Consider the following 20,961-nt stretch of genomic DNA (forward strand, 5'->3'; position numbering starts at 1 on the left):
GGTTGATTATAGTCTGCACCATCAAGCATCAAGGTTTCTAAACGCCCCGACTGTTTAATAATAACCCGGTCGATTAATACTTTTTCAAGTGTAGCTCGGGTGCCTTCAATAATGTCATCAATACCATAAGTTGCTTGTTTTTTCTTATGCTCAATAACCGCAGCCGCAATCGCCATATCATCACTAGCGACTAACCCTGATAACGTTAACTGTAAACGGGTTTCAGGTGCTGAAGCTATTTCTTCTATCGTTTCTGTTTTGGCTGCTTGATTATATTCACCAAACAAATGTAACGATTGTAGCTGTGATAAATCAACCTGACCACCTTGTAATTGGCTTTGTGCTTGTCGTTGAGCTGCCGTTAGGTTGCCCGCATTTTTATTACCAATGTTTTGTCCCGCCGTTGGCATGACCAGCCACGTGATCTTGGCCAAGATAAAAGCGATATAAATTAATAACAACACACTTATTGCTTGTGCAATAGTTCGTTGTGGTAATTTTGCTAACGCAGTCGAGAGTGATGTAAAATTATTAGTTAAAGTCATTGATATTTTAAACTTCTTTTTTACTTCATCATTTAAAGTGATTTATCACTTTAAATGTAAAATATGTGCAATTACAATATAAGGCTACCGATAATACTTGACCATTAGCCCACCAACAAGCGATGACCGTCGTTTTTAACTAATATTTACAAAAAAACACAAAAGAGTGCGCAGTTTATACTGGAATATGCTATTTTTCTGCTAAATAAATCTCTAAAATTAAATACATGCATTTTATAGTAACAACATCAATAAAACAGTCTCTATATGGCAACAACGCTTAAAGTTAGTTCAATATTATCGTGATTAACAAAAGTTAATATAGATCTCTGAATACTTATCATTGATAACTCTGCCAAAGCCCATATTATAATCAAAAGCTAATAGTTATTTAAGCACTGTTAACGTGATGGATTTTTAATTATATGACAATCATAAAGAACGCTGAACTTACCTCAGCTAGATTAGATAAATGGCTCTGGGCTGCACGTTTCTACAAAACTCGTGCTATAGCAAAGCAAATGATAGATGGCGGCAAAGTCTTTTATAATGGGCAACGAGCCAAATCAAGTAAAGCTGTTGCTATTGGTGATTTTATCAAGGTGCGACAAGGTTTCGACGAAAAAGAAGTAGAAGTCATTGCGTTAGCCGATAAACGCCGAGACGCAACTTTTGCTCAAACCTTATTTAACGAAACGGCAAAAAGTATTGAGATAAGAGAGAAGAATAGCTTAGCTCGCAAACAAGGCATTTTACTCAGCCCTGCAAGTGATACTAAACCCGATAAGAAACAACGCCGAAAATTACGAGAATTCAAAGAAAGGATATAATCGCTATGTCTACAACCGACATCAGTAAAACCGACGTACTAAACCGCTACTTATTTAACGATAGACATGTACGTGGCGAATTAGTGCAATTAAGTCAAAGTTATCAATCTATTATTAATAACCATAACTACCCTCTTGGTGTACGTTTATTATTAGGTGAATTGCTTGCTGCTACTTGCTTGCTTACAGCTACCTTAAAATTTGAAGGAGAAATCACCGTTCAATTACAAGGAGATGGTCCGGTAGGTTACATGTCTGTTAATGGTGATAATAATCAAAAATTACGTGGTATTGCTAAAGTTGTAGAAGTAGAAACTGCTAATAAAGCACATTCCCTAAAAGAGCTTATGGGTAAAGGTAATATGATCATTACTGTTAAGCCTGAGAAAGGTGAAGCCTATCAAGGCGTAGTCGCGCTAGATCAGCCGACTCTTGCCCAATGCTTTTCCCAATATTTTGAAATATCAGCACAAATTCCAACACAAGTATGGTTATTTAGTGATGATGAGAAGCAGCAAGTTGCTGGTAGTTTAGTTCAATTATTGCCTGACGGTGATGGCAGTAATGAAAATAAAGCCCAACAACAAGATGATTTTCAGCATTTAGCACAATTAACAAATACCATCAAAGCCGATGAAATTTTTTCGCTCGAAGCTGAAGCACTACTTTACCGCTTATATCACCAAGAAAAAGTTAGTTTGTTTGAGCCTCAAGCAGTGAGTTATCAATGCGGTTGTTCAAATGAAAAATGTCTTAGCGCTATTGCGCAAATAGAAGGCGATGAAATTGAAAAAATACTGGCTGAACAAGGAAAGATTTCAATGACCTGTGACTATTGTTTGACTACATATGACTTTTTTAATGAACAATTAAAAAGTTTCATTTCGAAAGATAGCCATTAGTTACTAACTTTCAATTGTAACGCTAATTTTCTTTATCGATGCCATTTTGGTTAATTATTACTTAAATGGTGTCGTTCTTCACCCTTCTACAGCCCTTATCAGTATTAATGTTGTAAACTTACAAACAATATTAGCACCGCTAATTTAACCATTCATGTCGCTTATACTGAAAACTTTCATCTTAGGTTATTTTTTACTTTCGTTTTGAGTATTTATCAAATAGAATGTCGGATTATTAGCTAGATGAAAACTTTTATACCCTATTACACAGTAATAAATACTAACCAGATCGAACTAAACCACAACTTAAAATTCGTCATACCTTAGGAGTAAAGTCGCTATGACCGCCCAAAAAAACTCAATTGATTTGTCGCAATACGGCATTAGTAATGTTGCAGAAATTGTTTACAATCCATCTTATGAGTTGCTTTTTAGTGAAGAAACCAAAGCAGGCCTCGAAGGCTTTGATAAAGGCGTAGTCACAGAGCTTGGCGCTGTCAATGTTGATACAGGTATTTTTACTGGTCGTTCACCTAAAGATAAGTACATTGTTCGTGATGATGTAACGCGAGATACTGTTTGGTGGTCTGATCAAGGTAAAAATGACAACAAAGCTATGAGCCAAGAAACATGGTCTGAGCTTAAAAGTTTAGTTACTACTCAGCTTTCTGGCAAACGCTTATTTGTTGTTGACACTTATTGTGGCGCAAACGATAACACTCGTTTAAAAGTACGTTTTATCACAGAAGTAGCTTGGCAAGCACACTTTGTAAAAAATATGTTTATTCGCCCAAGTGACGAAGAACTTAAAAGCTATGAACCTGATTTTGTTGTAATGAATGGTGCTAAAGCCACTAACCCTAATTGGGAAGCACAAGGTTTAAACTCTGAAAATTTTGTGGCCTTCAATTTGACTGAAAAAGTACAGTTAATTGGCGGTACATGGTACGGCGGCGAAATGAAAAAAGGTATGTTCTCAATGATGAACTATTACCTTCCATTGCAAGGTATTGCCTCAATGCACTGTAGTGCTAATGTTGGTAAAGATGGTGATACGGCAATTTTCTTTGGCTTATCAGGTACAGGAAAAACAACACTTTCAACAGATCCTAAGCGCCAATTAATTGGTGATGATGAACATGGCTGGGATGATAATGGTGTGTTTAACTTTGAAGGTGGCTGTTATGCGAAAACAATCAATCTAAGTAAAGAAAATGAACCTGATATTTATAATGCTATTCGTCGTGATGCGTTATTAGAAAATGTAACTGTTAATGACGAAGGTAAGATTGATTTTGATGATAACTCAAAAACTGAGAACACTCGTGTATCTTACCCAATTCATCACATTGATAACATTGTAAAACCGGTATCACGTGCTGGTCACGCTAAGAAAGTAATTTTCTTAACAGCTGATGCTTTCGGTGTATTACCACCAGTAGCTAAATTAACACCAGAGCAAACTGAATATTACTTCTTGTCTGGTTTTACTGCTAAGTTAGCAGGTACAGAACGAGGTATTACTGAGCCAACACCTACTTTCTCTAGCTGTTTTGGCGCAGCTTTTTTAAGTTTACATCCTACACAATATGCTGAAGTATTACATAAACGTATGGAAGCTGTTGGCGCAGAAGCTTATCTAGTCAATACCGGCTGGAACGGCACAGGTAAACGTATTTCAATTAAAGCGACTCGTGCGATTATTGACGCTATTTTAGACGGTTCAATTGATGAAGCTGAAACAACAGTAATACCAATGTTCAACTTAGAAGTACCTAACGTTGTTGCAGGTGTAGAAGGTGATATTCTTGATCCAAGAAATACTTATCACGATACTGCTGAATGGCAAAACAAAGCAACTGACTTAGCAGAACGTTTTGTAAATAACTTCAATAAATTTACTGATACAGATAATGGCAAAGCGCTTGTTGCTGCAGGACCTCAACTGTAATAACAGTATAAAGTGATAAAATAAAAAGTCGCTAACAAGTCATTGTTAGCGACTTTTTTTACAAAAATATTCAGCTAAATATTCTTATAACTGACTAAGTTAATAATCAAAAACCACACCAAAAGTAATTAAATCTGCGCCTTTTAATTCAACTGATATTTTTATATTAGCTCGTTCAGCTAAAGTTTTAACAATAGCTAAACCTAAGCCAAAATGGGTTTCAGATGTTCTGGCATTATCTTTTTGCCACAGCGGTTCGAACATATTATTTATATCTGCTGCCGTTAATTGCTGCAGTGGTATGTTAGATATGGTTAGTTTTGGCTTGTCATTAATAATATTCAGTTCAATTGTTACTATACTTGCTTCTGGGCTGTAATGGATCGCATTGTTAATAAGATTTGTTAGTATTGCTTCTAAGGAAAACACATCATTCGTAATAACAATGTTATTGGTAAGCTTGGTGCTAATTCTTTGTTCAAAATTAGGTATTGTTATTGCTAGCCTTTCTAAAATACAGAACACTTTATCTGATAAATCTATATCAACCATGGTTAAGTTAAATTGCTCAGTACTCACTTTATTTAATAGCAATAATGACTCTACAATATTTTTCATACGTGTAGATATAGATAAAACATCATCTTTATAGTTTTCGATAACCTCTTCATTTTCTGGATATTTAATTGCTATTTCACTCACACTCATTAATTCAGTAATAGGTGTTTTTAACTCATGTGCAATATCAGAAGTTAATCGTTTTTCATTTTTAAGTAATGCCCTGTTTTCAATTAAAAATTGATTTAATTCATCAATAATTGTTTTAATTTCACTCGGAGGATGATCAATGAAAAATTTTTCTGATTCATTATTAATGTCAATTTCTCTGATCTGTTTATTAAGTAAGGTGATTGGCTCTACCCCCTTAGAAACAATTTTATTCACTAAATAGCGAACAAAAAATGCAGTACCGATAGCAGTAATTAAAAAAACAATATCAATTAATATTAAAATTTGTTCAAGCGTTGCACTTGACCGAGCAAAAACTAGGTATATAGGAGACTGAATATCTGTGGCGTCATTGTCATTCGTCGGTATAAATTTAAATAAAAAAACACGCCCACTTTCACCATTGGGTAAATCAGCTTGCGTAATCATATGTCCGCCAAGTGACAATGCTACGCGATTAAAGTCAAATTCAGGTGTTTGATTTAATGTCGGTGAATATTTTAATATTTTATCATTTGACCAAATTTGAAAATATTCAGCATGTTCTGTGCGGCTAAACTCCGTCATCACATCAATTAGCATGGTTAATTGTAATGAATTTTCTTTATAACTAATTAAATTAACGAGACTCTTACCTTTCTGTTCTAAAGCATCATCAAATTGTTTATCTACATACGTATCGACACTAATGTCTAAAAATAAGAGAACAATAAATAAAATAAAGGTAATAAGTGTGGTTAGTTGCTTAACTAAAGACTGCTTTATTGACTTCATGTTGAACCTTACAGTTTATTGTTAATAATGTATTGCTCAAGCATTAGTAGCAACATAGCCAAATCCACGTTTATTTTTTACAGGGAATACAGCTGAAAACTTTTTCAATTTTTTACGAATAGATGAGATATGAGCTTCTAATGAGTTTTTATTAATGGCATCGTATTTACCAACAATATACTCCCCCATCTTTTCAGCGCTCACTACTTTCTCTTTATTAATAAATAAACATTCTGTAATTTTATATTCTGTTGGGGTTAAGTCTATCGCTTTACCTGAAAAGCTAAGCACTTTTGCTTGTAAATCGACAACAAAATCATTAATAGTGATTGTGTTTGATGTTCTTAATAACTCACCTCGCCTTGTTAACGCGATAATTCGAGCATGCAACTCATCAAATGAAAAAGGCTTAGTCATATAATCATCGGCACCGGTAAACAAACCATCAATGCGATCTGACAGTTGATCTTTAGCAGAAAGAATAAGTACCTTACTTTGTTTTTTATGCTTTCTTAGCGATTTTAATATTGATAAGCCATCAACACTGGGTAACATTAAATCTAAAATAATAATGTCATAATCATCTGATAATGCCATCGCCAAAGCATCGGCTCCGTCACCTGCTTCATCAACAGCAAATCCTAAGGCAACTAAGCCTATACGCAAACTACGCCTTAATTTATCAGAATCTTCAACAAGTAAAATATTCATATTAATCATCAATAGCATTTTTCTTTAATTTATCACGCTAAACTTAAGATTGGCTGAATTTTATAAAAACCGCGAATAAAAGAGACCTTTTATAATATAAACATCGGTATATTCAGTAAATCTTAAGCTCCCCTTCAGGTGCACTTAAGTTCACTTTGCTAAATTAATGATGAAAGATTATTTATTATTGAGTTAACAATGACAATACAAAAACATAAAGGTGCTAAACGCATTTTTCTAGCCTTAATTAATTCATTACAAGGCTTTAAATGGTTAATAAAAAATGAAACAGCTTTCCAACAAGAGTTAATTATAATCCTTGTATTATCAAGTGCTAGCTGCTTTCTCAATATCAGCTTATTACTGCATTTATTACTAATTGTGTCACTGCTGTTTGTTTTATTAGTTGAAGTTATTAACACCGCAGTAGAAGCCACGATTGATCGCATCGGGTTAGAGCATCATTCATTATCTGGTTTAGCAAAAGACTTAGGATCTCTTGCTGTATTGATTAGTTTAGCAATCGCTATTGCTACCTGGGGAGTAGTTTTATGGGAGCTATAATTTATCCGTAAACAAGAAAATTCAGCAAAAATTCAGTTTACGCTCAGTTTTAATTAAGGTTGAAAAGGCACACTATTATTTTTACTAAAGAGATAAGATTGTGCAAAAAATATTTTCTAAAACGCTATCATTAAATTCAGCAACAATATTGTTAAGCCTTTATTTTTCGCTTGTTTTTAACTTTCCGTTTTTACAAAAAACGTATTATGATTTAATTAAGTTAGATAGCTTTGATTTTGCCTACTTTATATCTCTCCCCTTATTTTTAAGCACTATTTTTGTTCTGCTATTTAGCCTATTGCCGAGAAGGTATGTTTATAAAACAGCGATGACTGTTCTGATCATATTATCAGCCGTATTCTGCTATGCAATGAGTAGTTATGGCATTATTTTTGACTACGGTATGGTTGAAAACATGGCTGAAACATCTACGTCTGAGGCTTTTACCTACCTTAATTTATCAGCTATTTTTTATATAGCATTATTAACAATTACGCCTTTAGTGATATTAAGAAAAATTAATTATCGGTCAAATTCGCTGGGCTTAAGCGTAAAACACCGTTTAAAGCTAATTGTTTCTGCCCTAATCATCTTTATCATTATTTTTTTTAGTCTGTATTCTAGTTACGCATCTGTTAACCGAAATAATAGAGATTTAGCAAAATATATTGTGCCAATACCAACATTAATTGCGAGCTATAAATACATTAAACGAAACCATTTCGCTGAGCCAATAGTATTTAAAGAGTTAGATTCTCATCCTAAAATGCAAACATCACTTAAAGCAGATAAAAATGTCGTGGTAATGATTGTAGGAGAAACAGCAAGAGCAAAAAACTTCTCGTTAAATGGTTATGCTAAACTAACCAACGAATATACAGAGAAGTTTAATATACAGTCTTTTAAGCAAATGTATTCCTGTGGTACAGCAACGGCCGTTTCTGTTCCTTGTATGTTTTCATTATTAAACAAAGACCAGTTTAATAAGCAATCAGCGTCTTCACAACAAAATCTATTAGATATTGCGCAATTAGCAGGTGTCGATGTGTTGTGGGTTGATAATAATGAAGGTTGTAAAGGTGTCTGTAAGCGAGTAAAAACTATTAATATTGACAAAAATAAAAGTAATTCATTATGCGATGGTGACTATTGTTTTGATGAAATATTATTAACGCAATTAGATAATAAACTAACCACGTTAAGCGCTCAAACCACATTAATTGTTCTGCATTTAATGGGTTCACATGGGCCAACATATTATCGTCGTTACCCACAAGAATTTGCTACTTTTCTACCTGACTGTCAGCAAAGTGATATACAAAACTGTACATCAGAGCAACTAGTAAACACTTACGATAATACAATACATTATTCAGATTATGTGATTTCTGAAGTAATAAATAAATTAGCTAAATTTACCAAAAACAATACTCAGACGATAAATGCAAAAATGATTTATGTATCCGACCATGGGGAATCATTAGGTGAAAATGGTCTCTATTTGCATGGTTTTCCATACGCCATTGCGCCTATCGAACAAACCCATATCCCGCTATTATTTTGGTCAAATAACACTCAGGAATACTTCCAAAATAATTGCTTAGAACAGAGTACGCAAACGATATATAATCATGACAATATATTTCATTCCATGCTTGGTGTATTAAATGTAGCGTCATCAACATATCAACCAAAGCTTGATGTTTTTAAACCATGTCGAGATAACACCAACATAATGCGTATCGCTCAAAATTAAATGAACAAAAATCGATAAGCAGTTTAGCCAACGTCGAGCTGATATATAGTAGTAATTTAGATGCCGAAAATGAAGAACCTATAATAACATTAGTTTCTTATTATTATTCTACAAACTATGCCAGCCAAACATATCCCGCGACAGGTTTAGAATATATAGATGGATTAAGCTTTAAGATGGGTTTAGATTTAACGTTGTTTTCTGGTGCGCTTAAATTTCAGCTCCCGTTAAATGATTCAACTATAGGAACATGAGATCTTACCGGTAGCTCAATAGAACAAAAATATAATGTAGATTTCAACTTTACAGAGTTAAACTCGACTAAATCATCAAGCAAACTCTAGCGTGAATTTTACAAACAACAATTCTTATTCTAGTAATTGACAATCAATATATTGTTATAAAAAATCACTAATTCTCGTTAGAACTAAGAATTAGTGATAAGGCTAAGTCTATTATTTAGTCTAGAGATATACCGGTTGGTAAGCTCATACCACGTTGAACAGCAGGACGTGAGCCAACATGCTGGTACCATCTTAAGAGATTTGGATAATCTTCAATATTAAGCGTTGTCCATTCGCTAACGCTAATCCAAGGATAAGCAGCCATATCGGCAATCGAATACTCTCCGGCTAAATATTCATTATCTGCGAGGCGATCATCTAATAGACGATAAACACGTGCGGTAAAATTGGCATGGTAGTCTAATGCTTGAGGTAACTTTTCTACGGCTAAATCAGACCAATAATGTGCAGACGCACTATGTGGCCCTAATCCAGTTAATGCCACCATTAGCCACGACAGTGTTTCGCCACGCTCTTTACTGTCGACAGGAAGAAATTGTTTACCCGCTTCAGCAAATTGTATTAGAATTGCGCCTGATTCAAATAAAAGACGTTGCTCTTCACGCTCTTGCCAAACAACAATTGGCACTTTTCCAAATGGATTCAGATCAGTAATTTCAGTAGCAAATTGTTCTTTTGCTCTGATATTAACAGGGTGAACATCAAAATTAAGACCCAATTCTTCAAAAAGAATTGATATCCGTCGCGAATTGGGCGTTGCCCACATATATAGTTTAATATTATTCATTTGTATAGTATGACTTAATGATATAACAAACAGCACTACCCGAAAGAGTGGATATCAATAAACTACCCCTTTGGGTGGTATAGCGGTTGTTGCTAAGGAGTATCTTAATTTGAGTAAAATAAACTGTTCAACGTATCGACTTTGAATAGTTTAAAGCAAGGCCATCAAACAATAACAATAATTATAAAAAGATCACTATAACAAAAATATATTTAAGGCGAGGTAATTACCCCATGTTCAAATTTAGAATGAAAAACTCATTATCATCTGCGATCACCGCAGCTTTAGCTTTATCATCTTTAGCCCCCGTTTATGCATCTGCACAGTCTACAGCACCTTTACAAGAAGAGGTACCTGCGCAATCAGACATCGAGACTGAAGAAATTGAAAAAATATCTGTTACTGGTTCACGTATCCGTAGTGGTCGACAAGCGGCCTCAATTCCAGTTGATGTCGTTTCGTCAGAACAAATAAAATTATCAGGCTTTCAAAACGTTGAAGAAATTCTAAATAACATGCCACAATTTGTGCCATCTGGTACAGCCTCAACAAACTCTACAGCAAATCCAACAGCCACAGGTGCTGCAACCCTAGATTTACGCGGACTAGGCTCTACTCGTAGCCTAGTATTAGTTAATGGTCGACGATACACTTTTTTCGATTCTAGCCAAACAACCGATATTAATACTATTCCAGCTTCACTAATTGAACGTGTAGAAGTGGTTACCGGTGGCGCGTCAGCGGTTTATGGCTCAGATGCGGTAGCTGGTGTTGTTAACTTTATAATGAAGGATGATTTCGAAGGTGTTGAATTACGTACTCAATTCAACCAAACCGCGGAAGGTGATGGCAATACTAAAGACTTTACCCTAACTATGGGTGGCAATTTTGCTGATGGAAGAGGTAATGCTGTTATTGCCTTAAATTATTTAGATCGCGATGCAATTTATACAACAGATCGTGATTTTTCTTCTTCTGTTTTAACTGATGGTACTGATGCCAACGGCAATAGAGTTTTAGTACCTGGTGGTAGTAGCTTTGTACCAAATGGTCGTTTTACCGGACTACCAAGTTCAGCTGAAGGTATTGCTGCTATTCCTGGCTTAGATAGCGCACTCGCAGCAGCAGGGCTTACCGGTATCGGTGGTGACGGATTCATTCCAGATGCAGATGGTAATGTTCGCCCTTTTTCTCGCCCTGATGATCTATATAACTACACCTTAGATAATTTTCTACGTATACCGCAAGAGCGACACAGCTTAACGCTGTTCGCTGATTATGAGATCAATGATGATTCTAAGTTATATATTGAAGGTGCTTATACTCACAACGAAACCTCTACAGGTTTTGCCCCTTCTTTTATCAGCACATCATTACCTATTGACGTTACCAACCCTTATATCAGCTCAGAATTAAGTGATGTATTACAACTTGTAGATGCTAATGAAGCAGGTGTTGCTCAAAATGATGGTTTAGTTAATCTTGGTGTTAATCGTCGTTTAGTTGAAACTGGCGCTCGCCGTAATAACGATAGCCGTCACTCATTCAGAGCATTAATTGGTGTAGAAGGCGTTATCGATGATTACAACTATGATCTGTATTATTCTTATGCCCGCTCTGACAATACACAAACTCAAATAGGTAATGTATCTAGTTCTGCTTTTGCTGCTGGAATTTTATCCGTTGATGGTGCTGCACCGATAGTGAACCCATTTGGTCCGAATATTTCAGCTGAAGGAGTAGATTATATCAGTATTGATACTATCAATACTGAAGTCACTGAACTCAACGTGTTTGGTGCCAGTATCAGTGGCGATTTATTAGAAGTACCTCATGGCTTTCTATCGGCTTCATTCGGCGTAGAATGGCGCTCAAATAAAGTTGTCTTTGCTGTTGATCAGGCTTTACTTACAGGTGATGTTGCCGGATTTAATGCCGTACAACCAACCGCTGGAGAAATTGAAGTTTGGGAAGTATTTGGTGAAGTCTTTATGCCTATATTAGCAGACGTAGCAGGCATTAAGTCTTTAGATGCTACCGCAGCATACCGTTATTCAGAGTATGATCTTGAACAAACAGATGGCGTAAGTACTTTTCTTGTTGGCTTAGATTGGATGGTGAATGATTCTCTTGCCTTCGGTGCTCAATTCCAAAAAGCAATTCGTGCTCCTAGTCTTGGAGAAGCATTTGGGGGTCAACAGCTGTTCCCAGTTGCCGCAACAGATCCTTGTGCCCTGCCTAGTGCTGCAACGGATGCAACTATTCGCAGCCTTTGTGAAGCAACAGGTGTACCTGCCAGTCTTGTTGGCAGCGCAAACCTTCAGCCAAACAACGAAATACCAGGTGTTTTTGGTGGTAACCCCAACTTAAGCGAAGAAGAATCAGATACTATTACTGTTAGTGCAATTATTACACCTACCAGCATACCTAACCTACGTGTTTTAGTAGATTATTTCGATATTGAAGTTGATAACGCAATTGGCGCGTTTGGTGGTTCAGTAAATAACATACTCGATATTTGTTATAGCCAAGTACAAGATATCAATAGTACTGCATGTCAGGCTGTTAGTCGTAATTCTACTAGCGGAGTTATTGATACTCTTAATCCAGTTACTGCAACCAATGTTAACGTTGGCGGTTTAGCAACATCTGGGGTTGATTTCCAAGTAGACTATAAAGTTGAATTGGATGCTAGCGAGATTAATATTTTATTTAATGCAACCTTACTTAATGACTATGACCTAACCCCTATTGCCGATTTAAATACAGTGAATGACTGTGCTGGCGCATTTGGCACAACCTGTGGCGAGCCTAAATCAGAACTGAAAATGAACACTTCAGTTACATGGACAGATGGTGATTTAACTCTTGGTTTGAGACATCGTTGGTCTGAGGATACTACCCTTGACCAAGTACAATTTGGCGCTGATCCATCAACGTCTGCGGTTCCTGAACTTTCAGGCTACAGCTATCTTGATATTTCTGTTAACTATAATCTTAGTGATAACTCAACTATATGGGGTGGTGTAAATAACGTGTTAGATAAAAACCCTCCGCTATTAGGTTCACGTCAAAGTAGAGCAAATACTAGACCTGATACCTATAATGCAACAGGTGCTGAATTATTTATAGGTGGATCTTACCGATTCTAAGTTAAGGTAGAAGAAAGGAAGGTTTATTAGCCTTACTGGCATTAAACCTTCCTTCCTATAAACATACACCATACTTTAATAGGTAACTTAATGGACAATCAGAATGATAGTCTTTGGGAATGGAGTGTTTTCTGGCACTCTAACCAGTTGCATTCTTGCATGCCAGTTAACAATGAATCTGACGCATTAGCACCGATATGGCGCAATTTTTTTAGTGAGTTACCCTCAGGCGCCAAGATTTTAGATTTAGGAACAGGAAATGGAAGTTTAGCTGTACAAGCCGTTGCAGTTTCCCATAAAAAGCATCCTCCTTTTTCAATTCATGGGGTAGATCTCGCAGATATAGCACCTGCTAAGTATGTTGCCAATGCCAAAGAACAGTTATCAGATGTAATTTTTCACCCCCGAACTCCTATGGAAAAATTACCTTTTGAAGCCGATACATTCGATGCTATTGGCAGTCAATTCGCTATCGAATATTCCACAATTAATGAGAGTTTACGGGAAGCGTGTCGTGTATTAAAACCTGGAGGACGATTACGATTTTTGTTACATGCGAATGACGGCATTTTAAAAGAGCGTTGTCGTCAGCAATATGAACAAGCCCAGGTAATTTTAGCTAGCGAATTATTTTCAATCACGACTCAATTACTTATAGCACTAAATGAAGCTGAAACTTGCAATACACCACAAGCCATACAAACAGCAGAAAATTTAATATTATCCGTTAAGCAGGTATTTGATGAATTAGAAAAACGCTTTGCTGGAATCGAAGAACGAAGTCTTATCGATAACTTGTTTGCTGCTGTTCGCAACCTTCTAGGATTACGCAAGTCTTACGAAATTCAAGTTATCATAAAAATGAATGAAGATATAAAACTATTATTATTAGCACAATCAAAGCGCCTGCAATCCATGCAAAACGCAGCTTTAGATGACACCACGGTGACTGAAATGGCTGAACAATTGCACCAGCTTAACATTGATAACGTGTCATTAGAATTAGCTACAACAAATACAGGAAACCGTAGCATCGGCTATTGGTTATCCGGAGAAAAGCCCCAGCGAGTGGGTGAGGAAATATTATGAAAAGACGTGAATTTTTAGTAGCTGCTGCTGCGTCGGCTACGGGTATTATGCTCTCTGGTTGTACGCCGCCAGACAGATCAAACGTGTTACGAGCAGTTATGCACGCCGATTTACAATCTTTAGATCCTATTGTGACAACCATTGGTATTGTACAGCGACACGCATTAATGGTTTATGATTTTTTATTCGGTCGTGACACCAATGGCGTTCCACAACCTCAAATGGTTGGGCACTGGAATGTAAGTGAAGACCAACTCAATTGGGAATTCACCTTACGTAATGGACTGTTATTTCACGATGGCAGCCCAGTAACAACAACAGATGTTATTGCTTCACTGAAACGCTGGGGACAACGCGATGTTTACGGCCGACAAATATTTGCTGTAACAGAGCAGCTAGAAGCCATTGATGCGCAAAAATTTGTTTGGAAACTTAATCAGCCATACAGCTTATTATTGCATGCATTATCTAAAACTGGTGGACCGGTTGCTGCCATCATGCCTGCAAGTATTGCAGCAACAGATCCATCAACGTCTATTCAAAGTAGTATCGGCTCAGGTCCTTATGTTTTTGACACCGCAGCCTGGGTTCCAGGTGCAAAAGTTGTTTACCGAAAAAACCAGCATTATATACCACGTAATGAAACCCCAAATGGTACCTCAGGTGGCAAACATGTTTATATAGATACAGTAGAATGGCTGAATATTCGAGACCCTCAGTCTGCAGTCTTAGCCCTTGCTAACGGTGAGATAGACTTTTTTGAAAACCCATCACCTGAATTTTTACCGCTTTTGCGTGATTCAGGTGTTGTTATTCAACGTGCTGATCCACTTGGATTTCAAGGCATGTTACGCATGAATCATTTACACCCTCCATTTGATGATCCACGCGCGCGTCAGGCCTTGTTATACCTAATCGATCAAGATCGCTACTTGCAAGCCATGTTTGGTGATCCTGAAGTCACCAATAACTGTAGCGCATTTTTTGTTTGTGGCTCGCCACATGAAAGCTTAGCAGGTGTACCTAAAGGTCTTGGTAAAAACCGTGAAAAAGCAAAAGCATTAATGGCTGCCTCAGGTTATGATGGCCGTCCAGTCGTCATTTTACACCCCACAGATATTCAGTTTATGAATCTTGCTACCTTAGTGCTTGCTGACGACTTAAGATCAATTGGTGTTAATGTTGACTTACAAGCAATGGATTTTGGTGCTATGGGGTCACGACGTATCAATCGCTCTAGTCCACAAAATGGCGGTTGGGATCTTGGCTTAACTTATTGGCCAGGCGGTAACATTACTGACCCTATTGGTAATGTACCTATGCATGCAAACTGTGAAGATGCTTGGCCTGGCTGGCCATGCGATGCTAAACATCAAGCTTTAATTGAGCAGTACCCTTATGCGCCTAATGAACTTGAACGTAAGAAATTAGCTGACAAAATCCAAACCAGCGCTTATGAATTAGTACCTTATGTGCCAATTGGACAATGGTTTGCTCCCGTTGCTTATAGCCCACGTATAACGGGGATGCTTGAAGTGCCTGGCAGCACTGTTTTTTGGAATATTAAGAAAAAACCTTACCAACCAGCTTAGTTCACCCAGACTCAGTTTAAAGTGTTTTTAATCAGTTGAAATAAAACTATTTCAACTGATTATACTAACTTACCTGAACTCGGTTTAAGATATTTTTAATCCATTGAAATAATTACTAATAAAATTTAATTTATACTCTAGCTTGATAGTTTTTCTTTCTTCAAGGCAAATTTCGCGTTAATAGCTAGTCTATTGAAAGTAAATTTAACGATGAAGCAAGTAAAAGTAGCTGTTAGAGAAGAATATATTAAGCGAGCTCAGGTTAACTTGATAATTGCTCTACTTTGGCAATAACAAATAGCTAAATTTCACCTCAATCACGAGTCTCTGACCAATAAATTAAGGATGAAATCAGCAAAAGCAATCACTAGATAAGCATATGCCCCATCAGACATGCTTTGTGCTTACTCGGTTAGCTAACAAGTATGACTTAACCGATATTCTAGGCTAAGTCATCCTCTTTTCTAAGCTTCTTCTTTCGCGAAATGACAAGCTGTTTTGTGCCCTGGGCCTTGTACTTCTAAGGCTGGCTCTTCACTTGTACAAATAGGTTGAGCGATTGGACAACGAGTACGGAAACGACAACCTGAAGGCGGGTTTGTTGGACTCGGAATATCACCTTTCAAGACAATACGATTATTGATAGCATCTGGGTCACTATTTGGTACTGCGGATAACAATGCTTTGGTATAAGGGTGCTTAGGCGAATTAAAAATACTCTTTTTATCAGCAATCTCAACAACTTTCCCTAAATACATTACAGCAACATGTGTCGATATATGCTCAACAACAGCTAAATCATGGGCAATAAAAAGATATGCAATCCCGAGCTCTTTTTGCAAGTCCACTAGTAGGTTAATCACTTGAGCTTGTACTGAAACATCAAGCGCTGATACTGGTTCATCAAGAATAATCAACTTAGGGTTTGTTGCCAACGCACGAGCAATCCCAATACGTTGTCGTTGACCGCCTGAAAATTCATGCGGAAATCGATCGACCTGATCCGCACGTAAACCAACACGTTCAAATAAGTCTTGTACTCTATTCTTCAATTCGTCGCCGCTTTTTAAACCATAATTCCCAATAGGCTCTGCAACCGTTTGGCCAACAGTACGACGTGGGTTTAATGATGCAAACGGGTCTTGAAACACTACTTGCAAATGCTTCCTTAATGGGCGTAATACCTGTTCAGAAACATGTGAAATATCCTGCCCGGCTAATTCAATTGTACCTTTTGTTGGTTCAACTAGACGCAAAATAGAGCGTCCTACGGTTGATTTACCACAACCACTTTCCCCAACAAGCCCCAAAGTTTCACCTTCAGCAATACTAAAACTAACGCCATCAACTGAACGTACAACACTCGCTTTTTGACCAAGCATTCGGTCAATAATACCTGTGCCACCAATCTCATAATGTTTAACCAGATCTTTGACAACTAATATATCGCTCATCGTGGTACTCCAACTTTTTCGCTATGCCAGCACGAAGCCAAATGGCCCGTGTTACCAACAGGTTGTAATTCAGGTGCATCTGTTCGGCATTTATCTGTCGCCAATGAACAACGCGGAGCAAAAGCGCAACCTATGATTGGCTCAAGTAATGAAGGAACTGTTCCTGGTATTTCTGTTAGCCGAGCCTGAGAGTTTGTGTCACCTAATCGTGGCATTGCACCAAGCAAACCTAAGGTATAAGGGTGCTTAGGGGTTCGCAATAAATCACGCACAGGTGCTTCTTCAATTTTTCTTCCGGCATAAACCACAATAACGCGATCAGCCATTTCAGCAACAACCCCCAAATCATGCGTGATTAAAAGAATTGCGGTACCTAAACGGTTTTTTAAATCTCGCATTAAATCTAAAATCTGCGCTTGTATTGTTACATCAAGCGCTGTAGTGGGTTCATCCGCGATAAGTATTGAAGGAGTGCAAGCTAACGCCATTGCGATCATTACACGCTGACACATTCCTCCTGACAGTTCATAAGGATATTGATCTAAGCGCTTTTCAGGTTCGGTAAGCTGTACAAATTGCAACATTTCCAACGCACGGGCACGAGCAGCCTTTTTGTCAAGATGCTGATGTAGCTGCACCGCCTCACAAATTTGCTCAGCTATTGTCAGTACAGGGTTAAGACTAGTCATTGGCTCCTGAAATATCATCGCGATTTCATTACCGCGAATTTTTTGCATTTCACTCTCAGTCATACTGAGAATCTCTCTATCGTTGAACTTAATAGAGCCACTATCAATTTTACCCGGCGGATTAGGAATCAAACGCATCAATGCCAACGCACCAACGCTTTTTCCTGAGCCAGATTCACCAACAATCGCCAAGGTTTCACCTTCATTTAAGGAATATGAAAAGTTTTGCACTGCTGGAACATTACCTCGCTCGGTACGAAAAGTAACCGAGAGGTCTTCTACTGTGAGTAAAGGATTTAATTTTTTCATGTGCGACTCACAAAACGAGGGTCAAAGATATCACGTAAGCCATCACCTAGTAGATTTACACCCAGTACAGTAAACGATAACGCTATACCTGGGAACATTACAATGTGCGGCGCGATTGAGAATACGGTGCGACCTTCCGCAATAATATTACCCCAACTCGGTGTTGATGGCGGTGTGCCAGCACCAATAAAGCTCAATATAGCTTCAGTCAATACCGCTGAGGCAAATATATAGGTCGCCTGCACAAGTAAAGGGGCCAAGGTATTAGGCAGTATATGTCGCCATAAAATCAGAATAAAAGGTGTTCCTGCTGTAATAGCCGCCTCAACATAAGGTCGTTCTTTCAATTGCAATACAACACTACGAACTAACCTAGCAACCCTAGGAACTTCCGCAATTGAAATAGCAATAATGACATTTTTCAAACTGGCGCCAGTCAAAGAGATTAATGCCACAGCAAGTAAAATAGAAGGGATTGCCATTAAGCCATCCATTACTCGCATAAGTATCTGGTCAACCCAGCTGACAAAACCACTCAGAATACCAATGAGTAAACCGAAGAAAATACCGATAACGACAACACCAAGCCCTACAGCAAGAGAGATACGTGCTCCGTAAATTGTTCGGCTATATACATCACGGCCAACTAAATCACCACCGAACCAAAATTCAGTACCCGGGACTTCCAGTCGATTAAAAGGCGCAATCGTTTGTGGGTCAATAGTACCTAACCATGGGGCGGCAATAGCAGCGAAAACTGCAATGGCCAACATAGCACCACCAATAATAATATTAGGATATCGCTTCCAAATTCGCATAAGACCGGTGGGCGAAGATGGGGTCTGTGTTATTGCTGAAATACTCAATATTTAATCCTCGGATCAAATAAACTATAACTGAGATCTATAAGTAAATTAACCACAACATAGGTTGCAGAAAATACCAATATAACTCCCTGTATCACGGGATAATCTCGACGAAGAATGGCATCAACCGTTAAACGACCTAGCCCTGGTATATTGAATACAGTTTCTGTCACAACAACACCACTAATCAACAGAGCAAAGCTAATGCCTATAACGGTAACAATAGGAATCGCAGCATTCTTTAATGCATGTCGAATCAACACTCTACGTACCGAAAGACCTTTCGCTCTAGCAGCTCGAATATAATCTTGATTTAGTATTTCAAGCATTGTAGTACGTGTAATTCGGGCAATAAGCGCAGCGTTAATTATACCGAGTGATAACGCAGGTAAAATAAGATGTTCCAAGAAAGGGCCAATACCATAAGCAATGGGTACATAGCCTTGAACGGGCAATAGCTTCAAGTCAACCGAAACGACAGCGATTAGGATATAAGATAAGACAAAGACTGGTATTGAAAAACCAAGTACCGCGAAACTCATCGCCATACGGTCAATCAAGCCACCTGCACGCCACGCAGCAATAACACCAAGAGGTACAGCAATTGTTACCGCAATAAATAACGAAGCGATTGTCAACGCTATTGTTGGCTCTAGTCTTTGAACTATTAATTCCATCACCGGCCGTTGAGAGAAAATAGAGATACCGAGATCCCCTTGAAACACACCACCGATCCATTGACTAAAGCGAACCAGAAAAGGCTGATCCAGACCAAGTGTGCTACGTAAGCGATTAATATCTTCTATAGAAGCTTGTTCCCCTGCTAGTACGGCAGCTGGGTCACCGGGCGTTAAATAAAGCAGTGAAAATACGATAATGGCGACAACTGCCATGACCGGAATTGTTGCTAATATTCGCCTAATTGCAAGCGCTAGCATTTACAGACTCCTAGGCGCAGAACGTTTGTTTTAAAGTAATTTAACATGCGACTCTCGAACAGTAATTTTCAGCTATTATGTCCTTATACTCGATAACTGTACAACTACCCCTTAGGGTGGTTTGCTGTGATACCCTAAAGACTATCCTTTTAATAGGCGCTATGCAGACTTACATCGCGCACCAATAATAGGATAAACAAAACTAATGTGTCGTTGGTTGGCTTATATCGGAGAACCCAGACTTATAGAACAATTTCTATATGATGGTCCACATTCCCTGTGTGAACAGGCTCTACATTCACATAAAGCAAAACTCGGTGTACATGGCGATGGTGGAGGCTTAGGCTGGTATGGTAAACCAAGCGCTCCTGGCTTGTATCGAGATGCTGGCCCTGCATGGGCTGATACGAATTTGCGGGAATTAACCCGTGTCATTGAAAGTGATGTTTTTTTTGCACATGTGCGCGCTTCAACTGGCGCAGGTAACTTATTGGTAAATTGCCATCCATTTCGCGCTGGTCGATTGTTATTTATGCACAATGGCCAAATAGGTGGCTTTCATCTTTTACGGCGACAGCTGTTATCAATGCTATCAGATAAGAGTTTTGACTGTATTGAAGGTGGTACCGATAGTGAATTGTTATTTCAACTCATGATCACTTTTGGCCTTAGAGAAGACCCAGATAACGCGATTAGAAAAACCATTAGCGTGGTCGATGAATTACGACAGAAAGAAAACATTCAAGAAGCTTTTCGCGCAACATTTGCAATAACCGATGGAAAAACTTTACGGGTCGTAAGGTGGGCTTCAGATACATACGCACCGTCTTTATATATAAACCAGACACAAAGCGGTACACTCGTCGTATCAGAGCCATTAGATGAAGATATTTCAAAATGGGTATCCGTATTGCCGAACACTTTAGTACGCCTTGAGTTACAAAACAATAATGAAGTTAAGGTACATAGCGAGTTGTTTTTAATATAACATGATAAATAGTTTACAAAAAAGTTGTCA

At 37.9% G+C, this 20,961-nt stretch carries 17 protein-coding genes; 9 read left to right on the plus strand and 8 right to left on the minus strand.

The genetic code is table 11. The features are described 5' to 3' along the window. Positions 1 to 545: type II secretion system protein N (locus Q4496_RS07210; protein WP_303610144.1), on the minus strand; the 545-nt coding region annotated here is incomplete at its 3' end. 425 nt (positions 546 to 970) lie between these two features. On the opposite strand from Q4496_RS07210, the gene hslR reads away from it, so the two are divergent. The 3 genes from hslR (at position 971) to pckA (ending at position 4,228) form a co-directional block, all read left to right on the plus strand. After that, positions 971 to 1,375 carry a ribosome-associated heat shock protein Hsp15 gene (gene hslR, locus Q4496_RS07215; RefSeq protein ID WP_215972962.1) on the plus strand — a complete coding sequence of 135 codons (405 nt, stop codon included), beginning with the start codon at positions 971 to 973 and terminating at the stop codon, positions 1,373 to 1,375. Positions 1,376 to 1,395: 20 nt separating this feature from the next. Beyond that, positions 1,396 to 2,277 (plus strand): Hsp33 family molecular chaperone HslO, encoded by an 882-nt coding sequence (gene hslO, locus Q4496_RS07220; RefSeq protein WP_215973064.1) that lies wholly within the window; start codon positions 1,396 to 1,398, stop codon positions 2,275 to 2,277. A gap of 340 nt (positions 2,278 to 2,617) precedes the next feature. Beyond that, a complete protein-coding gene (gene pckA / locus Q4496_RS07225) occupies positions 2,618 to 4,228 on the plus strand; it encodes a phosphoenolpyruvate carboxykinase (ATP) (RefSeq protein WP_215972963.1) in 1,611 nt (536 codons plus the stop codon). A 99-nt stretch (positions 4,229 to 4,327) separates the two neighbouring features. Here pckA and Q4496_RS07230 read toward each other — a convergent pair whose 3' ends face one another. After that, on the minus strand, positions 4,328 to 5,731 hold the full coding sequence (locus tag Q4496_RS07230) for a sensor histidine kinase KdpD (RefSeq protein WP_215972964.1): 1,404 nt from the start codon (positions 5,729 to 5,731) through the stop codon (positions 4,328 to 4,330). A 36-nt stretch (positions 5,732 to 5,767) separates the two neighbouring features. Then, positions 5,768 to 6,442 (minus strand): response regulator transcription factor, encoded by a 675-nt coding sequence (locus Q4496_RS07235; RefSeq protein WP_215972965.1) that lies wholly within the window; start codon positions 6,440 to 6,442, stop codon positions 5,768 to 5,770. 198 nt (positions 6,443 to 6,640) lie between these two features. On the opposite strand from Q4496_RS07235, the gene Q4496_RS07240 reads away from it, so the two are divergent. Next, a complete protein-coding gene (locus Q4496_RS07240; RefSeq protein WP_215972966.1) occupies positions 6,641 to 7,006 on the plus strand; it encodes a diacylglycerol kinase in 366 nt (121 codons plus the stop codon). A gap of 100 nt (positions 7,007 to 7,106) precedes the next feature. Further along, entirely contained in the window at positions 7,107 to 8,762 is a 1,656-nt protein-coding gene (locus tag Q4496_RS07245; RefSeq protein ID WP_303610145.1) for a phosphoethanolamine transferase, read from the plus strand. A 459-nt stretch (positions 8,763 to 9,221) separates the two neighbouring features. On the opposite strand, the gene Q4496_RS07250 is transcribed toward Q4496_RS07245, so the two are convergent. Next, positions 9,222 to 9,854 (minus strand): glutathione S-transferase family protein, encoded by a 633-nt coding sequence (locus Q4496_RS07250; protein WP_215972967.1) that lies wholly within the window; start codon positions 9,852 to 9,854, stop codon positions 9,222 to 9,224. Positions 9,855 to 10,087: 233 nt separating this feature from the next. On the opposite strand from Q4496_RS07250, the gene Q4496_RS07255 reads away from it, so the two are divergent. The 3 genes from Q4496_RS07255 to Q4496_RS07265 all read left to right on the plus strand — a co-directional run bounded on the left by Q4496_RS07255 (position 10,088) and on the right by Q4496_RS07265 (position 15,687). Then, positions 10,088 to 13,006, plus strand: a complete 2,919-nt coding sequence (locus Q4496_RS07255; protein ID WP_215972968.1) for a TonB-dependent receptor — start codon at positions 10,088 to 10,090, stop codon at positions 13,004 to 13,006. A 90-nt stretch (positions 13,007 to 13,096) separates the two neighbouring features. Continuing rightward, entirely contained in the window at positions 13,097 to 14,095 is a 999-nt protein-coding gene (locus Q4496_RS07260) for a class I SAM-dependent methyltransferase (protein ID WP_303601941.1), read from the plus strand. Next, positions 14,092 to 15,687, plus strand: coding sequence for an ABC transporter substrate-binding protein (locus tag Q4496_RS07265; protein WP_215972970.1), 1,596 nt, complete (start codon positions 14,092 to 14,094; stop codon positions 15,685 to 15,687). Before Q4496_RS07260 ends, Q4496_RS07265 begins: the two co-directional genes overlap by 4 nt. 464 nt (positions 15,688 to 16,151) lie before the next feature. Here the strand turns inward: Q4496_RS07265 and Q4496_RS07270 are convergent, their stop codons facing one another. From Q4496_RS07270 to Q4496_RS07285, 4 genes are read right to left on the minus strand one after another with little or no spacing between them, the layout of a single operon-like run. After that, positions 16,152 to 17,141, minus strand: a complete 990-nt coding sequence (locus Q4496_RS07270) for an ABC transporter ATP-binding protein (RefSeq protein ID WP_215972971.1) — start codon at positions 17,139 to 17,141, stop codon at positions 16,152 to 16,154. Then, positions 17,138 to 18,139 (minus strand): ABC transporter ATP-binding protein, encoded by a 1,002-nt coding sequence (locus Q4496_RS07275; protein WP_303601944.1) that lies wholly within the window; start codon positions 18,137 to 18,139, stop codon positions 17,138 to 17,140. The genes Q4496_RS07270 and Q4496_RS07275 overlap by 4 nt, the downstream gene beginning before the upstream one ends. Next, positions 18,136 to 19,005, minus strand: coding sequence for an ABC transporter permease (locus Q4496_RS07280; protein WP_252727470.1), 870 nt, complete (start codon positions 19,003 to 19,005; stop codon positions 18,136 to 18,138). Before Q4496_RS07280 ends, Q4496_RS07275 begins: the two co-directional genes overlap by 4 nt. Next, the gene (locus tag Q4496_RS07285) at positions 19,002 to 19,943 is read right to left on the minus strand and encodes an ABC transporter permease (RefSeq protein WP_215972973.1); all 942 of its coding nucleotides are present in this window, start codon (positions 19,941 to 19,943) and stop codon (positions 19,002 to 19,004) included. Before Q4496_RS07285 ends, Q4496_RS07280 begins: the two co-directional genes overlap by 4 nt. Before the next feature lie 205 nt (positions 19,944 to 20,148). Between Q4496_RS07285 and Q4496_RS07290 the strand changes: the two genes are divergently transcribed. Next, positions 20,149 to 20,931, plus strand: coding sequence for a class II glutamine amidotransferase (locus Q4496_RS07290; protein ID WP_215972974.1), 783 nt, complete (start codon positions 20,149 to 20,151; stop codon positions 20,929 to 20,931). Positions 20,932 to 20,961 lie beyond the last annotated feature (30 nt).

Origin of the sequence: Colwellia sp. 5_MG-2023 (genome assembly GCF_030547795.1) — a bacterium.
Classification (GTDB): Bacteria; Pseudomonadota; Gammaproteobacteria; order Enterobacterales; family Alteromonadaceae; genus Colwellia.

What these genes read in the sequence shown, in the direction of transcription:
- hslR (WP_215972962.1), top strand. Translation starts at nt 971, where the DNA reads ATGACAATCATAAAGAACGCTGAACTTACCTCAGCTAGATTAGATAAA.
- pckA (WP_215972963.1), top strand. Translation starts at nt 2,618, where the DNA reads ATGACCGCCCAAAAAAACTCAATTGATTTGTCGCAATACGGCATTAGT.
- Q4496_RS07230 (WP_215972964.1), bottom strand. Translation starts at nt 5,731, where the DNA reads ATGAAGTCAATAAAGCAGTCTTTAGTTAAGCAACTAACCACACTTATT.
- Q4496_RS07235 (WP_215972965.1), bottom strand. Translation starts at nt 6,442, where the DNA reads ATGAATATTTTACTTGTTGAAGATTCTGATAAATTAAGGCGTAGTTTG.
- Q4496_RS07240 (WP_215972966.1), top strand. Translation starts at nt 6,641, where the DNA reads ATGACAATACAAAAACATAAAGGTGCTAAACGCATTTTTCTAGCCTTA.
- Q4496_RS07250 (WP_215972967.1), bottom strand. Translation starts at nt 9,854, where the DNA reads ATGAATAATATTAAACTATATATGTGGGCAACGCCCAATTCGCGACGG.
- Q4496_RS07255 (WP_215972968.1), top strand. Translation starts at nt 10,088, where the DNA reads ATGTTCAAATTTAGAATGAAAAACTCATTATCATCTGCGATCACCGCA.
- Q4496_RS07260 (WP_303601941.1), top strand. Translation starts at nt 13,097, where the DNA reads ATGGACAATCAGAATGATAGTCTTTGGGAATGGAGTGTTTTCTGGCAC.
- Q4496_RS07265 (WP_215972970.1), top strand. Translation starts at nt 14,092, where the DNA reads ATGAAAAGACGTGAATTTTTAGTAGCTGCTGCTGCGTCGGCTACGGGT.
- Q4496_RS07270 (WP_215972971.1), bottom strand. Translation starts at nt 17,141, where the DNA reads ATGAGCGATATATTAGTTGTCAAAGATCTGGTTAAACATTATGAGATT.
- Q4496_RS07275 (WP_303601944.1), bottom strand. Translation starts at nt 18,139, where the DNA reads ATGAAAAAATTAAATCCTTTACTCACAGTAGAAGACCTCTCGGTTACT.
- Q4496_RS07285 (WP_215972973.1), bottom strand. Translation starts at nt 19,943, where the DNA reads ATGCTAGCGCTTGCAATTAGGCGAATATTAGCAACAATTCCGGTCATG.
- Q4496_RS07290 (WP_215972974.1), top strand. Translation starts at nt 20,149, where the DNA reads ATGTGTCGTTGGTTGGCTTATATCGGAGAACCCAGACTTATAGAACAA.